Source organism: Myxacorys chilensis (assembly GCF_059505265.1).
In genome coordinates, this window is sequence record NZ_JCACKG010000249.1 from 34651 (window position 1) to 50933 (window position 16283).

The following is a 16283-nucleotide window of genomic DNA, read 5'->3' on the forward strand; positions in this document are numbered from 1 at the left end:
CACTCGCCTTCGTCCGTTTCTCCCGCTTAAAAGACTGATTCCTACCAGCCGCACTTGATGAAACAGATCGACCACTTCACGCAGCAATACGCGCTTGTTCCTCAGTCGCCGCAATGGATCTGCTTTGGATTCCTGAGCTGAGACAAATAGCCCTAATGTGCAACTCCTCGATAACCGTGTCCCCACTCGCTGGAGAAATCAGTTGAATAGAAATCTGCTGCCTGCGCTGATGGTTGTAGGCGCTTGGCCGATGGTTCATCAGTGAGCAGCTTTTATCACCGTTGCTAAATCGAATTCTAAAATCTAGCTATAATGCGAGTTTTCCATTCTTAGCTATAGCGTGAGTCTTTCATTCTGCCGAAGGCAAAATGTTGTTATCTTGTGTGACTTAATCTCTAAAGTTACACAAGATAAAATTGATTAACTTATTTTAGAGGGTCTGACCAAGGCGATTGTCTTCCTATATATCGACTCTTGAGTTTGCCTGACTCCTTCCAATAGGCGTACCAATAAGGTCCATGTCCTGTTTCCTGCAAATCCCCAATGGCACATTTACAGGAGCCTTTGCCACATCGCCGTTTCTCTAATTGGTATGTTTTTCCATCTTGTGTGCGGCTTTCAACGATCGCTGAGGCAGACCCTTCAGAATCAGCGGTTGAGCCATCCTCTAGCTGCGATCGCTCAACGTCAATTTGTGTGCCCAACCACTCATAAACAGCTTGTTTTTCTTGCAGGCTGAGTTTCGCTAGAGTGAGACGAAGACGAGCAGGGAAAGGCTTAGAAGACATTTCTAAAATCTTGTGTAACTTTATAGAATTGAAGCTCGGTTACACAAGAAAAAGGCTGTGTGAACGAGGGACAGAGTTCAGCCCCAAAGCCACCACCTTAAATTTCTTGTGTAACTTAACAGGAAGCTTTGGTCTCAGTACTTGTGATAGTGGATGAAAGTTTCAGAGATAAGACCGATAGTTTTCTGTAGAAAATTTTTGGGAAGGTTAAAATTGACATCGCGCGATCCTTTACCGCGACACCTTTGACGCGCTACTTTGTTTTCTGTAGCTTCTTACGATCCACCGCTAGATCTTATCGATAAATTATTATGACACAGGGAGCGGATCAAAACTGGGTGAGGAAATTGCGAATCAGAGCAAACCTGACGCAAGAAGAATTATCAGTTCGCCTGAAAATCTCTTCAGCAACCCTGCGAAAGTGGGAACACGGTGCCATTGAACCATCTATGACCTGGAAGCAGTGGACTGTTTTTTGCGAGGTGGTCGGCGTTCCGTTTGAGCAACTTCCGATCAACCTGTCTCGAACTGCTTAGGTTTTCCTGTTACCCCCAAGATCTCTCGGGACAAAGCAGCCGCGATCGCTAAACGAGTTGAATAGGCAGTTTGAGACATAATTTGTCGCCAGCCCGCCCAGCCAATCAATTTGATCAAGAGATTTAGGGCCTCCGCCACTGGTAATTCCGAAGACGGTTTTGAAAGTGTGGGCAAGGCGGCCTGTGCGATCGCTATCAATTCATCTGAAAGTGGAGTAAAAATATTCCACTCTCTAGGAGGATCAATTAGAGATAAGAATATTTCTTTAAGTCGCCTCCACCCACCCACAAACTGGTGGGCTAACTTGGAGACAGATGATTGTGAAATTCTACTTTCAACCGCAATTTCTTGCTGCGTCGGCAAAGTACCGTTTTCTGACCACCACCGCTTAAGAATCTCAGAGACTGCAATCCAAGCCAGTTCAGTGGGTGTCGCTGCATCGAGAGTGATTTCCCTTGCTTGTGTGATGATCGGTCTGAGAGCTGTAGGAAGCTGATAGCTTGCACTTCTTGAATGCTCCGTGTCGCCGATTAGGAAAAAGGTGAGCTTTTCACTGGGTCGCCGGACTGCTCTCAACCGCCCGATCGCTTGAATAATTTCAGTATCAATTTGGTAATGGTAAAACTCCTCAAAAGAAAGGCTCTCTAATTCAGAGTATTTTGTGAGAGTGAACCAGAGATCGTGAAAAACCCCTGCGTTTGGTAAGGGTAATCCGATCGCTATGATTGCCTTTCGGTCAGAAAACTCGTTTGTGCCTCTCGTAAAGTCGCTAAACCAGTGCCCATCCGCATTTGTGTCATTCTTTTTGCGTTGCCAGTCAAACACTACGAGATCTGAAAACTGCCCTTTGAGTTCTGTGAGGATTGCATTGATTCGATCGTCGCAGTGCTGCGATCGATTCTTACCTGCAAGTCCAAGACCCTGTATCCAGATTAAAGTAAGGTTGTCGGGTGATGGTAGATCCTGTGCAATCCAAAGAATTTTGCTGACGGATATCTGACGATAGAGACTTAAAACTTCCGGTATAGCAGTGGCATCTAGATAAATTCGAGTTTTGAGACTGTTGAGAATCTCGTTGTGTCGATCGTCTTGAACTGTAACCACTAAGCCCCCAAATGCACCAATTCGCAGCGTTCCTGGCATCTCTTCGCTCCAAACTTCTAAAAATGGGATGAGCCATTGAGTTGGTAGGTTATCTAGCACTGAACCTACTCGTACTTTCGCATCTCGAAACTGTGAGCGGTTGAAGCTCTTGTACAGGCTCCGCTCCTGCAACAAGTTTTCTAGCGTCGTTTGAAAATTGTCCAGTTCGCTTTGAAGCATGGCAATGTCTTCAGGTAGTTTAGCCAGACGATCTAGTCTTGCTTGCCGCTCTTTTGCCGACCAACGATACCCATCAAATAAGCTCCCCTGCCCTTTGTTCAATTCTTCTTCGAGTGCCTGGAGGTTGCTCCACTCTGCTTGAAGGGTTTCTAGCTTCTGACTTCGGCGATAAATCTTGCCTTTGAGATGAGCGATCGCTTCAGTTTCTTCTTTAGTTTCAATCTGGTCGGGGTCTTGAGTCAAATCAGACGTTTTGAGGCCCATGATTTGTCGGATAGACTCTAGCGTTTGGACAAATTTTTCTGGTACTTCTGGCAGTTGAGAGCGCAACGCTTCATTGTCAAAGCCGTAGTGCTGTTTTGATTCGCCAGCCACAAGCGGTCTGAGCGCCTGACGTAATGGATTCAACCGTCTGTAAACTTCTGGTAGGTTGGCTTCCATCTCTGCCCATTGAGTGTCAAAGTCACCTAAGTTCGCGGAGATCGTCCGAACTGGCTTGAGTTGAATGAGCGCCTCATCTAGGATTGCTACGTCTCCGCTGTAGGCAGCATAGTTTTCCGAGTTGGGGAGGGAGTCGATCGAGGCGCGCACTTGAACCGAAGAACTAAAGACTTCTGCCCGCTCGAATCGAAATCCGAACCCGTTGCCGAGCGACTCCTTGCAATAGTCTTTGTGTCGGCACATGGCACAAACAGGGTTTAGTTCTGCTGTGTCGTTGGCGATCGATACGCTTTTGTTTGCTGCCTTGTGAATCACGTCTGTAAGATGGCAGTTTCCTTCAGTGTCTGGCTGCTCTCCCGATTTTGCCCAGCGTAGGAGGTCTCTACCGAGAGGGGTTCGTCTAGTTGCATCTTTAACAAATCCAGCATTTCTGACGGGTAAGTCCGTATAATTCCGTTCTGCTGTCTCAGTGGAAGGATTTCGATGGCTCTGGCTCAACCACCAGACGCGATGCAGTTGCTTTTTTTGCTCGTCTTCGACTTGATGAACCCCCAGTTGAAGCGGAGAAAGTGAAGCGTAGTTGTACGATTTGCCTCCCCCAGTTTGAGTACTATCAAGGATATCCTGCCATCCCTTAGCGGCTGCTTCCCAGAGGAGTTGGGGTAGTTGCTCGTTTGTGTAGAGGAGCTTGGGTGGTTTCTCATAGCTTCCGATTCCAAACAGTTTGCCGGGAAGGTATTTGAGCGTTTCCACCTGCACTTTGGCCTCTGCTTTGTGGGGTTTGCCAAATCCTCTCGCTTTAAACCGTTGCTGAATCCCCTTCAACCAGGATTTAAGCCGGCTGTACTGGTGGTGTTCGATCTCAATGTGTTCGAGGCGCGATCGTTCTTCTTGCTTAGAGACAATCGCATCATAGGCGTTGCAGTCTAGTTCTTGAGGATCATTCCACTCTCGGTATGGAAACTTGAATCCGTAGTTTCGAGCGATATGGAATAATGTGCCGATCGTGATTCCCTTGCGGCGAAACGATCGAATCTTCTGGCGAATATTCCAGGTATTCCCTTTAATTGAAGGACTCCATTGTTCAGCGATTGCTTCTGCTTCAACCGCGCCATAATGATCAACCAACGCCATGAGAACTTTGCAAGATTCCTGATAATTGCTGCTTCCAGGCGTGCGCGGGGGGATGTGGCTCAGTGCCTGCTGAATTAATTTCTCGGTATCCCACCCTTGAGCTTGGGCCAGTCGATAGAACTGTTCACGTTTGAGTGATAAGACTTCTGCTTGTTTTGCTCGTTCTTGCTTAACTTGTTGAGCTCTAGCGTTCGCCTGGTTCACCCACTCCTTTGGCAAGCAAACGTCAGGATTAATGAGTGGAAATTCGGCTTTGGTATTACCGTAGAACACTCGAACTCCATCTTTACAGGCCGGATCGTGGGGAAGATGGTTCAGGAGAAACTGAACGATCGATTCGTAGGTATCAATATCAGAGATGAACTCTGGCAGACGAAAAATTACGCGGAAGCGGTGCCAATTATGGCTGTGGCTGGGAGTCGTGTAGATCAGGGTGCAGAATTGTTGGATGAATGGATGAACGATAGCCTCATCCAACGTCAGCTGATGCTCGTAAGTCTTGATCCCTTTGCCATCTGCATCCTTGATGAGATTGCCTTGACCATCTTTCAATAACCCTGCGTTATCGATTTCGGCTAAGACCCAGTTAGAACCTGCGAAGTTAGATTTGGAGCGCCACTGACTGTTGAGTAGTCCTGCACAAATAGCGTGTCCCTGCTTGATATGGGCGATCGCGTCGTCGATCGTTCCTTCGACATCTTGAAATTTGCCACTAAGTACCCTAAAGTTCCAATCCTTGTTACAGCCGTGTACATTGGTGGCGAACTTGAAGATTTGGGGCAGAGTGTGATGCTGGTCAGCAGAGTAAAGCTGTTCATACCCTACGGGGCTTGAGTTTGAAAGCTGCATCCAAGGTTTACCTTTTATGGCGAAATAGGGATGCTAGATTCTGTCAAACTCTCAAATTTGTGTTTTGCTAAGGATCAGTTTTATCAAACTAATCAGAGTGTAGTAAGAATGCTAAAAGCCTTAACCCATAGGGTATAGAGCGGTTCCAATGTGAGTCGATCCGGGTATTTTGTGAGTCGATCCGGGCATTCTGTGAGTGGATTCGGGTCTACATGTAGTAGGCTAAAATCCTTGCTCTGTATGACATAGAGGCAATTTTTAGCAAAAATTTTTTCTACTACAAGTTCAACATGTAGTAAATGCCAATTTTGAATGAATAGGCATTTACACCAGAAACTACTAATCTGCTTTAGAGCTTAGAGTTTGAGAAGCTTCCTTAAGCTCGCTTCAACCTCTGGAGTCGGCTCTCTGCGTCCCGATTCAATATGAGAGATTAGCTGCTGAGAAATGCCAAGAAATCCTGCTAACTTCACTTGACTCCATCCTCGCTGTTTTCGTGCTTCTCGAACCTGTTCGCCAGTGAGCGGAGCTAAAGTAACCTGAGCAATTTGTTTATCAGCCTGCGATGATTTTGATTTGGCTAATTTCTTCCGGGTTAGAAGTTCTGGAATCGGCTCAGGCGGATGAATTGTGATTTTACTCTCTAGCAAAAGATTGATATATCCCTTGGGTTTACGAATTGGGCTATCAGGTTTTAGAGAGTCTGGATAGCGATCGCTAAATTCAACACTCCACCCTAATCTGACCAGCGTCTTGAGCGCTTCATTCCACTGCTCCACTAAATCGCGGGCTTTGTACCGATTTGACTGTGCCTGAACGATTTTTTCAGAGCATCCTACTAGAACAGAGCCTAGCAGCGTTCTGACCCGGTATTCTCCAGAAGTGTGAATCCGACTTTCAAGGGTGAGATGCAAAGCAAGGCGCAGAGCAAGCTCGTTGTGGTAAGGATCAATTCTGAGTACGCTTTGAGCAAGATAGCCAAACTGGTACAGCGCTTCTCTAGCTTTTGCACCACCTCGGTTCAAAAAACCTTTTGTCCAGAGACCTGGCTGAACTTGAAGCTCCACTTTCTCAAGATTCTCAAGATTCTCAGACAGTAAATTCTTCTGCCCAGTTGCAGTAATCGCAATGTTCCACATCCGTGAGGTTTGAATGGTAACTTGCGTTTTGCGACGGCTGACTTTTCCGCCTTCTTTCCATTCCACTTTGACCAGCAAGCAATCTAGTGCAAAAGCACACCCTGCTAACTCCGCCAATTTTTGGCTCGTAGGAATATCTTTGCGGTTGTTCCAGCCCAAATTTCTAATCACATCCTCGCCGGATAATGTAAAGCTGCTACTCCACGGCTCCGGTTGGTTCATTGCATGTGCCGCGAAAATTAGCTGAAGCTTGACCGTATTAAAACCAAAGTTATTAATAATTTTTTCAGCCGCGTCCCATGGCAACATCGTCACATCACCAGGGCTAGAAATGTAGTGCTCAATGTAATTCTGTGGATTGCTTTTAGCAACCTTAGAAAAAACGGCAGTTCCGTCTCGATCAAACCACAAATCTGTTCTCAACTGCGATTCGAGCGAACTGATAAACGGCGCGCCGGTGGGAATTGGCTCGATCGTTTCATTTAAAAATAGTTCAGATTCTTTGGCTGCTATGACAGTGCCGGTATGCACCAATTCGTCAAATCGCTGATACAAGGATTGAATTCGAGTTTCAATAGCATCGAACTCGTCCTGAATGCGATCGCAACGGTCTTGATCTTCTGAGGATTGCCGCAATAGGGAGAACATCGTCGAAATTTCGTGATGAATCTGTTGTGCGGCCTGCAAACGAGTTCTGCTTAACTTGATCTGGTTGGCAAATTTGGGTAAGTTCTGACGATCGAGTGCTGCAAGGCAAGTCTCTGCTTGATCTATCCACTCAAGCACTCGGGTCACATCACTATTCCATAGGTCAGTGAATTTCTCCCTGCCTGGTTGCTCGTTGGGAGATTGCGTCGACTCAGTGGAAGATTTTGATTTCACAAAGTTTGCTTCTGAGAAACGAATTGATCCTAGATCAGACTCTACCTAAAATTAGCTCTCCGCACCACGTGCTGCGTTCAATTTTGAGACGAAACGGAGGAGAAAATTGATGCAATAAATCGGTCTGCACAATTGACACGAGACAAAATTGCGAACTCCACCTTAGAAGGTTATTTCTCAGAAGCTTCACCTTACAAGCTTTGCAGCCTTTCGTGTAGGAACGAATCGCAACGAGTGGAAATATTTGTATCGCGCCGTCGATTCGGAACGCAATACGCTGGATTCTATGCTGAGTGCGAAGCGCGATCGCAAGGCAGCGGAGCGATTTTTTCGCAGAGTGCTCAAAGCCGAACGCACCTAAACTCCGCGAGCCATCACCACAGCAGCAAATGCAAACGGCATCGCATCACCGCTGTAGAAGCATGACGCAGCGACCTGCAAACCGAGATTAACGAAGTCTGGACCGGCTCCGGACAAACCAACCACCTCTTAAAGACGATCGCCTGTTACGGCGTCGTCTTTAAGAGGTGGCAGGACGAGGGATTAGCTGAATTTGTCCAAACCACCGCGATCAACGCTCCCGGCTCCGAAACCTACTGCCGCCATCAACACGAGATTACCGGGCGATCTACACTATGGGCGAGAGCCGCCGAGAAACACTGGTGGGCATAGGGGGTGAGCCGCAGCGCAGCCCTAAGCGTTCCACACACGACGGAGGCGAGACCAGCAAATACCGATCAACTCTTGCGCTTTTTTGCCCGTATGTCGGCGTGCGATTCGTTTCTGCCCAAGTCAAGCCCCTCCACCAGGCTTGAAATAAAGCAGAGTCAGGGTGTTTCACCTTGATAACTCAACTTCTGTGTGGTGCGTCCAATCTGGACAATTCCATCTCCCCTAGTGTTGGGGTAACAGCTTATCCCTCAACAGTCACTGTTCAAACTAAAGCGAGTTCAAGGAAATGTGATCGAGCGGTTCGGATTCCGATGTAAGAAGGTTTCTCGAACTGGCAGAGAGTTAGAATAGAGGATCATAAAGATTTAGTCTTCACTGTGTAGGTGATGCAGTTGTGTGCAAACCCTTTAGAGTGACAAACAAACTATGTCAATCGTATTATCTTAAGCACTCATTCCGAAGATTTCTTCGACAAACTTTGCTTGAGATACACTGTCCCCTTTATTGACTTCTTTCACTTGCCCTTTCCTAATCACATTCATGGCTTCAATTCCGCTCAAGGTTCGTCTTGCGCTATTGAACGACTTAAACCTCATCATTGGTTTTATAATCCGTTTGATGTTCTGGTGATCCTGCTCAATCACGTTATTCAAGTATTTAATCCGCCGGAGTTTCGTCTCTTCGGCACGCTGCTTCGCAGGTACTGCAAGGGTCGTTTCATCGGCTTTTAACTTGTTCATTGCGACTGGATAGGCAGCATTCTTATCCACCGTGTGTCCTTCAGAGCTTCGCGAAGCGAACCAACTCTACGATTGTTTGCCCATAGCATGGGCAAACAATCGCTGGGTGTTGAAGTTCTCGCCAGAACTCGACAAACGACTTCGGACACGTATCCGTGAAGCGAGGAGTCGAAGTCGTGTCCTCGCTCCGCCATCATTGCTTCCAAGTCCCGGTAGCTCGAGGGATAGCGACAGTACCGTCGCACCTTCAGGAAGATGATGTCGGGCAGAACGTGGCACCATTTGAACAGGGATGGGGCAGCCATTTAGGACGAGGTGAGAGAAAATTGTGCCTCCTTACCCTATCATTTTTGCGACACAACCCCGCTTCTGGCTATCGAGGCGAAAGGCACCGTTTTCTTTACTCATAAAAACTTTCAAACTTAAATCACCTACACACTTTGCTCATGCTCTACGATGCGACGCAAGGCGAAATTCGTATTCTTAGAAAAATAATTCCATAAGCTAAATGTAGCGTTTTGATGAGAAAACAAACAGCTCTGATTTCCCGTTTGTAACAACGTTACTTTAATGACATTGCTACAAGTATATGGTATCTTTGTATCATTATATCAGAATTAATATTTATGCCAACTCCAAATGGTCGAAAAGCGGTTGCTTACTTGCGTCTTTCTACGTTGGAGCAGGCTAAAGGTGCTGCCCTAGAGCAGCAAGAAGCCCGACTGATAACTGCAGGTGTAGATGAGATTTACTCTGATATCGACTCTGGAGACAATTCGGCTCGACCGGATTTGAACCGCCTGATAGATGATATTTGTGCTGGGAAAATAGGTTTAGTTAGAGCAACTCGGTGGGATCGACTCTACCGAAACAAATTGGACTACGAGTACTTCAAAATACTGCTTCGTAACTGTGACGTAGAAATTGATCTCCTTGATCAAGGTAAGCAAGACTTAAAAACAGCTTCGGGTGAAATGAGTGCCGACATGATGGTCTTATTAGCCGCTTTTGAGCGAAATATGTTGCGTGAGCGGATAAAGCATGGGTTCGCTTACCGTAGAAGTAAGAAGGGAGCATGGTCTCGTCCTCCCTTATTCTATGAAATAGTTAACAACCAATATACTATCGACCGTCGACCATTCATTTGCTCTCTTCAAGACTGTCCAGATAATTACAGTCACTTTAATGCAAAAACTCCATTGGAGTTTTTGCAGCGAGGACAAAGTAAAGCTGATATTGCCCAAGAGTTAGTCGATTGCTTCCTGCGTATTAGAAAATATAGAACTGTTTTAAGCCATCTTCATCATCGCTATACTATGGAGCAGCATAAAAACCCTGCAATTGTACCTGGATTAGCAATTTTCAGCTCTTCTGAAGGCTTAAAATCATGGCTTATGAATCCGATTCTTCGCGGACATACGGCTTATTTAAAGTACACAAACAGACGCAGAAATAATAATCCTGAAGTATGGGAACTTCATCGAGATACCCATCCCGACCACAAAATTATTACCGATGAACTTTATGAAACTGAAATAAAGCCAATTTTAGAATTCAACTCTAAATGTTTTGGGCAACCAGGTGCAACATTTTATCTTACTAAACGTGTCTTCTGCAATGAATGTAAATCTCTGTGTCAACTTAAGGGAGGCTCAGGGGGACGTAAATATTATGCATGTATGCATTCAGGTATCAGCTGTAACAATCATCGTTGTACATCTCTTTCAAAAATAGACGAGGCTATCATTAGCGGCTTGGTTGAGAAAGCAGGAGAAATTACGCAGTATCAAATACAGAAAAAAGAGCTGACCTCAGAAAGGCTTAACAAACTCCGAAAGAAGCTTGAGTGGATTGATATTGCTCCTGACCTTGAATTTGACAAAGAGCTAATGGCTCAGCGACAGAAGATTCTGGCAGAAATTGACGCTGAAGGTGACAAAACTAATAATACTGCGTGGCAATTTTTACTGCATCCTGAAGCTCAAAAAATTAATTTTTGGTACTCCTTATCACAAGAGTATCGAGAAGTATTTTACATGAGATTAGTTGAGCGTGTTTTCATCTCAGATTCTATGATTTCTGTTGAATTAAAGGTTTGAGTCAAATTTATAGTTGAGTAAGAAAATTGGGAAATGTATAAACCTACTATAGATATTTTCCGTGAGGCAGCAGAGCAATTTTCTCAAATTGAATCAGCTGTCAAGCCGCAATGGCGTTCTGCCTGTGATTGTTCTACACCGGGCGTAGATACAAAGTGCCAAACATGTCCCTACTATAAAGAATTAGGATTGCTTGTTCAGCAACAGCTTGATCCATCATCAGAAAAGGATTTGGCAGAGATTCTTCCTATTCACCATACAGATCCCTACAATGACTCTGTTAAGGATCAGTGCATTGAAATGTACTCTGTTGGTTACTCTATTCAAGAAATTCAAAAGCTTAATGGTATTCCCTTAAGACGAGCTTTAAGAAAATGGCTCCGTGAATGTGGTTTATCAAACCGTTCAGCCAAACACTCAAAAGATGAAAAACAAGCTTGCATTCAGATGTACATTGATGGTTGGGAACCAAGAGATATTGAAAATGAAACAGGAGTACCTGCAGACACGATCACAGACTGGGTCTACAATGCTGGGGTTTCTAGACTCCGGAAATATTCTGATGAGCTTAAGCAGCAATGCTTAGAACTCTATAAAGCAGGGAAAACTAGTACGCAAATTGCTCAGGCAATGCAAGTAAATCTTGGTACACTTCGATCCTGGATTGCAAAAGCAACCATTGGAGGACGGCAAAAAAGATACTCTAAGGAGAAAATCGATAAGTGTTTAAGACTTTATAGAGAAGGAATGTCATCAAATGAAATCAGTCATCTTACAGGAGTTCTAGCAGTTACAATTCGCTCCTGGATCAGGAAAGCAGGTTTAAATGATGAGCGTTTAGTACAACTGGCTCAACAACATAGCTTAAGAAAAACCCATGAAAGAAAACCTTCAGGTTACTGGAAAGATTTTGACAACCTCAAACGTGAAATTATTTTACTCAATGAGAGACGTAAAAAAATCGGTTTAATGCCTACTGCTACCGAGCTTAAAGAGAGCGATCGACAAGATATTTTAAGAGCTATTTGCAAATATCACGGAGGATTTCAGACTGTCGCTGAGAAGCTCAAGCTGAATTTCAACAAAAGAAGCTCAGGATACTGGCATGATTTTTCAAACGTTGAGCATGAGCTACTTACTTTCATTGAACACCAAGGTACACGTGGAGTTATACCAACCAAAGAAGACTTAACTCAAGCAGGAGAGAGTTCTCTTGCTGCAGCGATGAATATGCATGGCGGTTTCCCAGCAGTCGCTCAAAAATTGAAGCTGCGTTTGTCCTACGGGAGAAAACCACGCGGATATTGGAAGAATCTGGACAATCTTAGAGCAGAAATTGATCGTGTAGCTGAACAACTAGGTAATTCTGGTGTACTACCAACTCATGAAGAACTAAAGCAGATTGGACGCACTGATTTAAACAGCGCTATTTCGGACAATGGTGGTTGGGCATCGGTAGCCCGAAAGTTGGGCTTCAGCTATTCCAGGCAGTACAATAACCCAAACGACTACTTCCCGAAGGATGCTAAAGAGTAGCAGGGAAGCAGACAGCCTAGAGCCGGGGGAAGCAAAACGAGCGAAGGAGCTGACTCACTCTTATTTCCCGAACATGCTGCCGCTAGAGCCTTGCATGAGCAGAGCTAGATGTGACGACCATCCTTCTCCCAAACGCATTAACTACGTGGATGCCCGAGTTTAGTTCGTGGTTTAACTGTAGGATTTCCCACGAACTCGCTAGCCTTCATCGCGACTGTTGTCTCGTGGTAGGTGCAAGAAGGTCTAGGACGAATCGCACACGGATTTGCTGGGGCTGTTGCGTCGCGCTCAGAATCAGCTGCTAACCTCACGCTGCCCCAACTAATAAGCCCTGAGCAATTGCCCAGGGCTCGTTTTAATAAAGGCCAACCTGATTGAGTGGCTAGCGACTTTGAATGTCCTTCCATCATGAACGACTCGGTGCTCTAGGAATAGCGGCAATTTACCCAATTGCTGCCCGACTTTACCTAGGTAGCTTGATCAATCTAATAACCTGCCCGTCGCAACGATGTCTGGGTTGTTGTTGGCATCACTTTGCATCATATCTCTCCATTCATTGACAGGATTAGCGACTGGCAAAGCTGCGACGGATCGGCACAGATTCCATCGAAAGAGATGAATTGCCGCGAGCGTATCTTTGTCGATCAACAGTCCTCGAGTGATCGGAAGAGTTGAATCGCCGCGATCGCGTCTTTGTAAGTTAGCGGGCCTCGAGCAATCGTGCGGCTCAGTTCGAGCCCCTGCTCGATCGTCGCTTGATCCGACTCTGTCAGCCCAAGCTTGTGGCGTTCGTTCATAAACTGGAGTAAATCTTTGATCGGCAGCAATCCCAGCAATAAGCCCAGATTGAACCGCTCTTCGAGCGAGAGGTGTTGTCCAATGCAGCGAGCCAGAAAATCACGCCATCGCCGCAGTCGATCAAGGTTTTGACCCCTTTGAGCCGCGTGAAGCCGACCCAGAAACTGAGGATCAGCGGCGAGGGTCTCATTTAGGAGTTGCTGTGCACCAATGTTAAGGAGTTGCGATCGCAACTCAGGTGGAAGCTCTGAGTCAAGCTGGGGGAAATGCGGTGAGAGTTCGGTGGTGATTTGGTCGAGGGAGCGGGCGTAGAAGCCATGCAATCCCTCTTTTAAGTCCGCTTCGTCCCGACTAGAGTCGATTAGGGTAGTGAAGTAATCACTCAAGATTGAATCAGCCGGTGAGGTGTAGCGAAGGTCAGTTTGGGCAGTGCGTCGCCAATGCTTGTGGTCTTGAAGCGCTTTTTTCAGTTGGCCATCGAGGTTGGCTTCTAGCGCGTCCAATAGTGGCGCATACTGATCTAGTCGCCCCCGCTCAGTTTGTGAAATAGACATGTGAAAATATTCAGTTGTTAATTAGTTATGTTTATATTATATCAAAAAATAATAATCTAGGCAAATCTTGCACCGCAAACCCATGCAGGGAAGTGGGGAAAAGCTTGCAGCCTTCGTTGTTGTCTAGTCAAACTCTAAAACGACCTCTCAACATCTTGGAAGGTGAAATATAGTACGCTAGAACTAACTTATCCCTACAGACAACCTAGGAGACGGTTGATGGTTGCCCACATCCAGTTTTCGATCGAGACCCAGGAGGGTTGCCCTCTGGGCGGATTAGACCTGCCGCATCATCAAGTCGCGGACTGGATCTGGATTCGACCAGATTGCTGAGGACGAAAGCAATATTACACTGCGCAACCAACTGTTTGTGGCCTTGACCCGAGCTCGCGGTTGGGTCTACTTGAGCGGGGTGATCGAAAACTCGCCCCTGTACCCAGAGATGCAGCACGTGATTGAGAGCGGGGACCGCTTCACGTTTACCTTCAAGCGACCTCCACACCGCGATGTCGGTGGAGAGAGTGAACCCCTACCGCTGCCGTCGCTGGCGATCGCAACCCCATAAGCCGGTCATCGCCGCCGTTCGCTACGGAAGCGGATCGGGCATCCAAAGTGGATGCGACTGCTGCCGCGCCATCAACTGCCGAATCAAACCCACCCGATAGTCGATCTCCGTCAGTGCGTCCCGCCGCTTCAGCCGTTGTTGCCAGTCCTGATGGTCAGGGCTGCCGGCTTTTCCCAGATGCAGGGTGCGGGCTTGGCCTCGCGCCCCGAATTGAGGTCGATCGCTATTCACCCGCTTGTAGTGGTATGGTCCGGTTTGGCGCGTGACTGTATAGTCCTCGATCCAACAGTTGACTGGTGCGACGGGACCCGAGTCTCGAATGCGCTGTGCTAAGTCTGTGAGCCGGGATACCTCGGCTTCGAGATGAAGGCTGGTCACCGTCTGAATCGAATTCGTGGGGCTACTCATTACTATCCCACGAACATACCCCCTGACGACCATAGGTCCTCTAGGTAAACTGCGAGGATGCCTTTGTTTAGTTCGTGGGTAATTTCATGATTTACCCACGAACTAAATTGTCTTTGTCGCGGCGCTTATGGGCTCTAGTGACAGCAGGGTCAAAACGGCTTGAAATAAACAACAGCGAGGCGGCAATGACCTAAACCAGAACCTGCGTACTATATTTCCTTAGGCATATGGAACTTGCTGACTTGCCCCACTATGGCTTAGATCGCGAAGAACGGTTGACGATTCGCGACTTGAAACTGTTGACGAACGAACACTCCGTGAAGCAAAGCTAACGAGACTACCTGTTCTTTGCCCTGCAAATCGACTTTCGGGGCAAGCGGAGCCCGAGGATCGAAGTGAACCGATTTTGCGATCGCTGGGGGTTGAGTATTGGCAATTTCTACAAAGCTCTGGAGGATTTGAAAAACAAAGGCATCGTGGTCGAGATTGCCAGTCAACTCGACCTGCAAACTGTTTCATCCTAGCGTTGACCGAGGAGAAATCAATTTGCCCCAATGGTAGCGAAGCTGTAGCTAAGTGCCCTGCAATCACCAAACCGTTCGAATCACCAGGAACTCAGACTATCTATTAAATCCCTGCCGAAAAGAGGCATTTTCAGTAATTTGTATTAAGTGTCAACACAATTTACGATCGCGATCGCTATAGGTAGCAGCGTTGCCTTCAGCTAAGCGGAGCCATTAAATCACTATGTCTATATTTGAGCAGGCGTTCTAGCTGTCGCAAAGCCCAAGAATAGACTAATTCATTTAGCCGGGACAAACCTTTCGTACGTCCTCCCGGTGCCTAAAGTTCTTCAATGCGGCGCAGCCTCGCGTGAGAAGGTCATCCAGTCCGCCATCTACGGCGAGCCCAGCATCGAGATCCCAGACGCGTAAGGTACCGTTACTGGTGAGAGTGAGGATTTGTTGCCCGTCTTTAGTGAAGCCAAGGGATAAGCCATAGTATTTGGAATTTTGTGAATCTGTAGAACCTGGATATTCGGCGAGTAGGTTGCCCTCCAAATCGTAGAGCCGGGTGATGTCTTCGTCTGGAGAGGTTGTGAGTATCCATTGCTGATCAGAACTAAAGCTGGGAGAGATGCCCTGAAATTGTGCAAGTTTATTACCTGACAGGTCATACAGCCGACTCGTGGTGTTATTCCAAGTCGCGACTTGCTGGCCATTGGGGCTGAAGCTGGGAGCGACGCCCTGGAATTCAGCAAGTTTATTACCTGACAGGTCATACAGCCGACTCGTGCTGTCATCCCCAGTCGCGACTTGCTTGCCATCGGGGCTGAAGCGGGGAAGGCTACCCTGAAATTGTGCAAGTTTATTACCCGACAGGTCATACAGCCGACTCGTAGTGTTGTTATTCCAAGTTGCGACTTGCTTGCCATCGGGACTGAAGCTGGAAATGCTGCCCTGAAATTGTGCAAGTTTATTACCCGACAGGTCATACAGCCGAATCGTGCTTGTGTTGTAATCTTGGGTGAGAACTCGCTTGCCATCGGGGCTGAAGCTGGAAATGGAAACGCTGGCCTGGAATTTAGCAAGTTTATTACCCGACAGGTCATACAGCCAACTCGTGCTGCCATCCCAAGTTGCGACTTGCTTGCCATCGGGACTAAAACTGGGAGCGACGCCCTGAAATTGTGCAAGTTTTTTACCCAACAGGTCATACAGCCGAATCGTGGTACTATCCCCAGTGACGACTTGCTTGCCATTGGGGCTGAAGCTGGGAGTGCTACCCTCAAATTCAGCAAGTTTTTTACCCGACAGG

At 46.8% G+C, this 16283-nt stretch carries 14 protein-coding genes and 1 pseudogene; 5 read left to right on the plus strand and 10 right to left on the minus strand.

The features are described 5' to 3' along the window. Positions 1-425: 425 nt before the first annotated feature. On the minus strand, positions 426-788 hold the full coding sequence (locus AC5JLB_RS25640) for a DUF6788 family protein (RefSeq protein WP_495876663.1): 363 nt from the start codon (positions 786-788) through the stop codon (positions 426-428). A 311-nt stretch (positions 789-1099) separates the two neighbouring features. Between AC5JLB_RS25640 and AC5JLB_RS25645 the strand changes: the two genes are divergently transcribed. Next, the gene (locus tag AC5JLB_RS25645; RefSeq protein WP_495692626.1) at positions 1100-1324 is read left to right on the plus strand and encodes a helix-turn-helix transcriptional regulator; all 225 of its coding nucleotides are present in this window, start codon (positions 1100-1102) and stop codon (positions 1322-1324) included. On the opposite strand, the gene AC5JLB_RS25650 is transcribed toward AC5JLB_RS25645, so the two are convergent. Both AC5JLB_RS25650 and AC5JLB_RS25655 read right to left on the minus strand, forming a co-directional pair. Then, positions 1302-5072: a PriCT-2 domain-containing protein gene (locus AC5JLB_RS25650; RefSeq protein WP_495876664.1), complete on the minus strand. Its 3771-nt coding sequence runs from the start codon at positions 5070-5072 to the stop codon at positions 1302-1304. The genes AC5JLB_RS25645 and AC5JLB_RS25650 overlap by 23 nt on opposite strands. A 356-nt stretch (positions 5073-5428) precedes the next feature. Further along, entirely contained in the window at positions 5429-7006 is a 1578-nt protein-coding gene (locus AC5JLB_RS25655) for a helix-turn-helix domain-containing protein (RefSeq protein ID WP_495876665.1), read from the minus strand. Between the two features lie 373 nt (positions 7007-7379). Here AC5JLB_RS25655 and AC5JLB_RS25660 point away from each other — a divergent pair, with 373 nt between their 5' ends. Beyond that, entirely contained in the window at positions 7380-7454 is a 75-nt protein-coding gene (locus AC5JLB_RS25660; RefSeq protein WP_495876674.1) for a hypothetical protein, read from the plus strand. Between the two features lie 267 nt (positions 7455-7721). On the opposite strand, the gene AC5JLB_RS25665 is transcribed toward AC5JLB_RS25660, so the two are convergent. The 3 genes and pseudogenes from AC5JLB_RS25665 to AC5JLB_RS25675 form a co-directional block, all read right to left on the minus strand. After that, positions 7722-7934, minus strand: a complete 213-nt coding sequence (locus tag AC5JLB_RS25665; RefSeq protein WP_495876666.1) for a hypothetical protein — start codon at positions 7932-7934, stop codon at positions 7722-7724. 274 nt (positions 7935-8208) lie between these two features. Further along, positions 8209-8505: a DDE-type integrase/transposase/recombinase gene (locus AC5JLB_RS25670; protein ID WP_495876675.1), complete on the minus strand. Its 297-nt coding sequence runs from the start codon at positions 8503-8505 to the stop codon at positions 8209-8211. Positions 8506-8672: 167 nt separating this feature from the next. Beyond that, positions 8673-8810, minus strand: a pseudogene (locus AC5JLB_RS25675) (IS6 family transposase); the annotation flags it as partial. Positions 8811-9131: 321 nt separating this feature from the next. On the opposite strand from AC5JLB_RS25675, the gene AC5JLB_RS25680 reads away from it, so the two are divergent. Then, on the plus strand, positions 9132-10604 hold the full coding sequence (locus tag AC5JLB_RS25680; protein WP_495876667.1) for a recombinase family protein: 1473 nt from the start codon (positions 9132-9134) through the stop codon (positions 10602-10604). Between the two features lie 33 nt (positions 10605-10637). Continuing rightward, on the plus strand, positions 10638-12140 hold the full coding sequence (locus tag AC5JLB_RS25685) for a transposase (protein ID WP_495876668.1): 1503 nt from the start codon (positions 10638-10640) through the stop codon (positions 12138-12140). A gap of 644 nt (positions 12141-12784) precedes the next feature. On the opposite strand, the gene AC5JLB_RS25690 is transcribed toward AC5JLB_RS25685, so the two are convergent. Beyond that, on the minus strand, positions 12785-13492 hold the full coding sequence (locus tag AC5JLB_RS25690) for a hypothetical protein (RefSeq protein WP_495876669.1): 708 nt from the start codon (positions 13490-13492) through the stop codon (positions 12785-12787). Positions 13493-13868: 376 nt separating this feature from the next. Here AC5JLB_RS25690 and AC5JLB_RS25695 point away from each other — a divergent pair, with 376 nt between their 5' ends. Further along, a complete protein-coding gene (locus AC5JLB_RS25695; protein WP_495876670.1) occupies positions 13869-14057 on the plus strand; it encodes a hypothetical protein in 189 nt (62 codons plus the stop codon). A 21-nt stretch (positions 14058-14078) separates the two neighbouring features. Here the strand turns inward: AC5JLB_RS25695 and AC5JLB_RS25700 are convergent, their stop codons facing one another. From AC5JLB_RS25700 to AC5JLB_RS25710, 3 genes are all read right to left on the minus strand, one after another. After that, positions 14079-14465: a hypothetical protein gene (locus tag AC5JLB_RS25700; RefSeq protein ID WP_495876671.1), complete on the minus strand. Its 387-nt coding sequence runs from the start codon at positions 14463-14465 to the stop codon at positions 14079-14081. Between the two features lie 257 nt (positions 14466-14722). After that, positions 14723-14974, minus strand: a complete 252-nt coding sequence (locus AC5JLB_RS25705; protein ID WP_495876672.1) for a hypothetical protein — start codon at positions 14972-14974, stop codon at positions 14723-14725. 297 nt (positions 14975-15271) lie between these two features. After that, positions 15272-16283, minus strand: a 1012-nt coding sequence (locus AC5JLB_RS25710) for a WD40 repeat domain-containing protein (RefSeq protein WP_495876673.1), incomplete at its 5' end; no start/stop codon positions are given.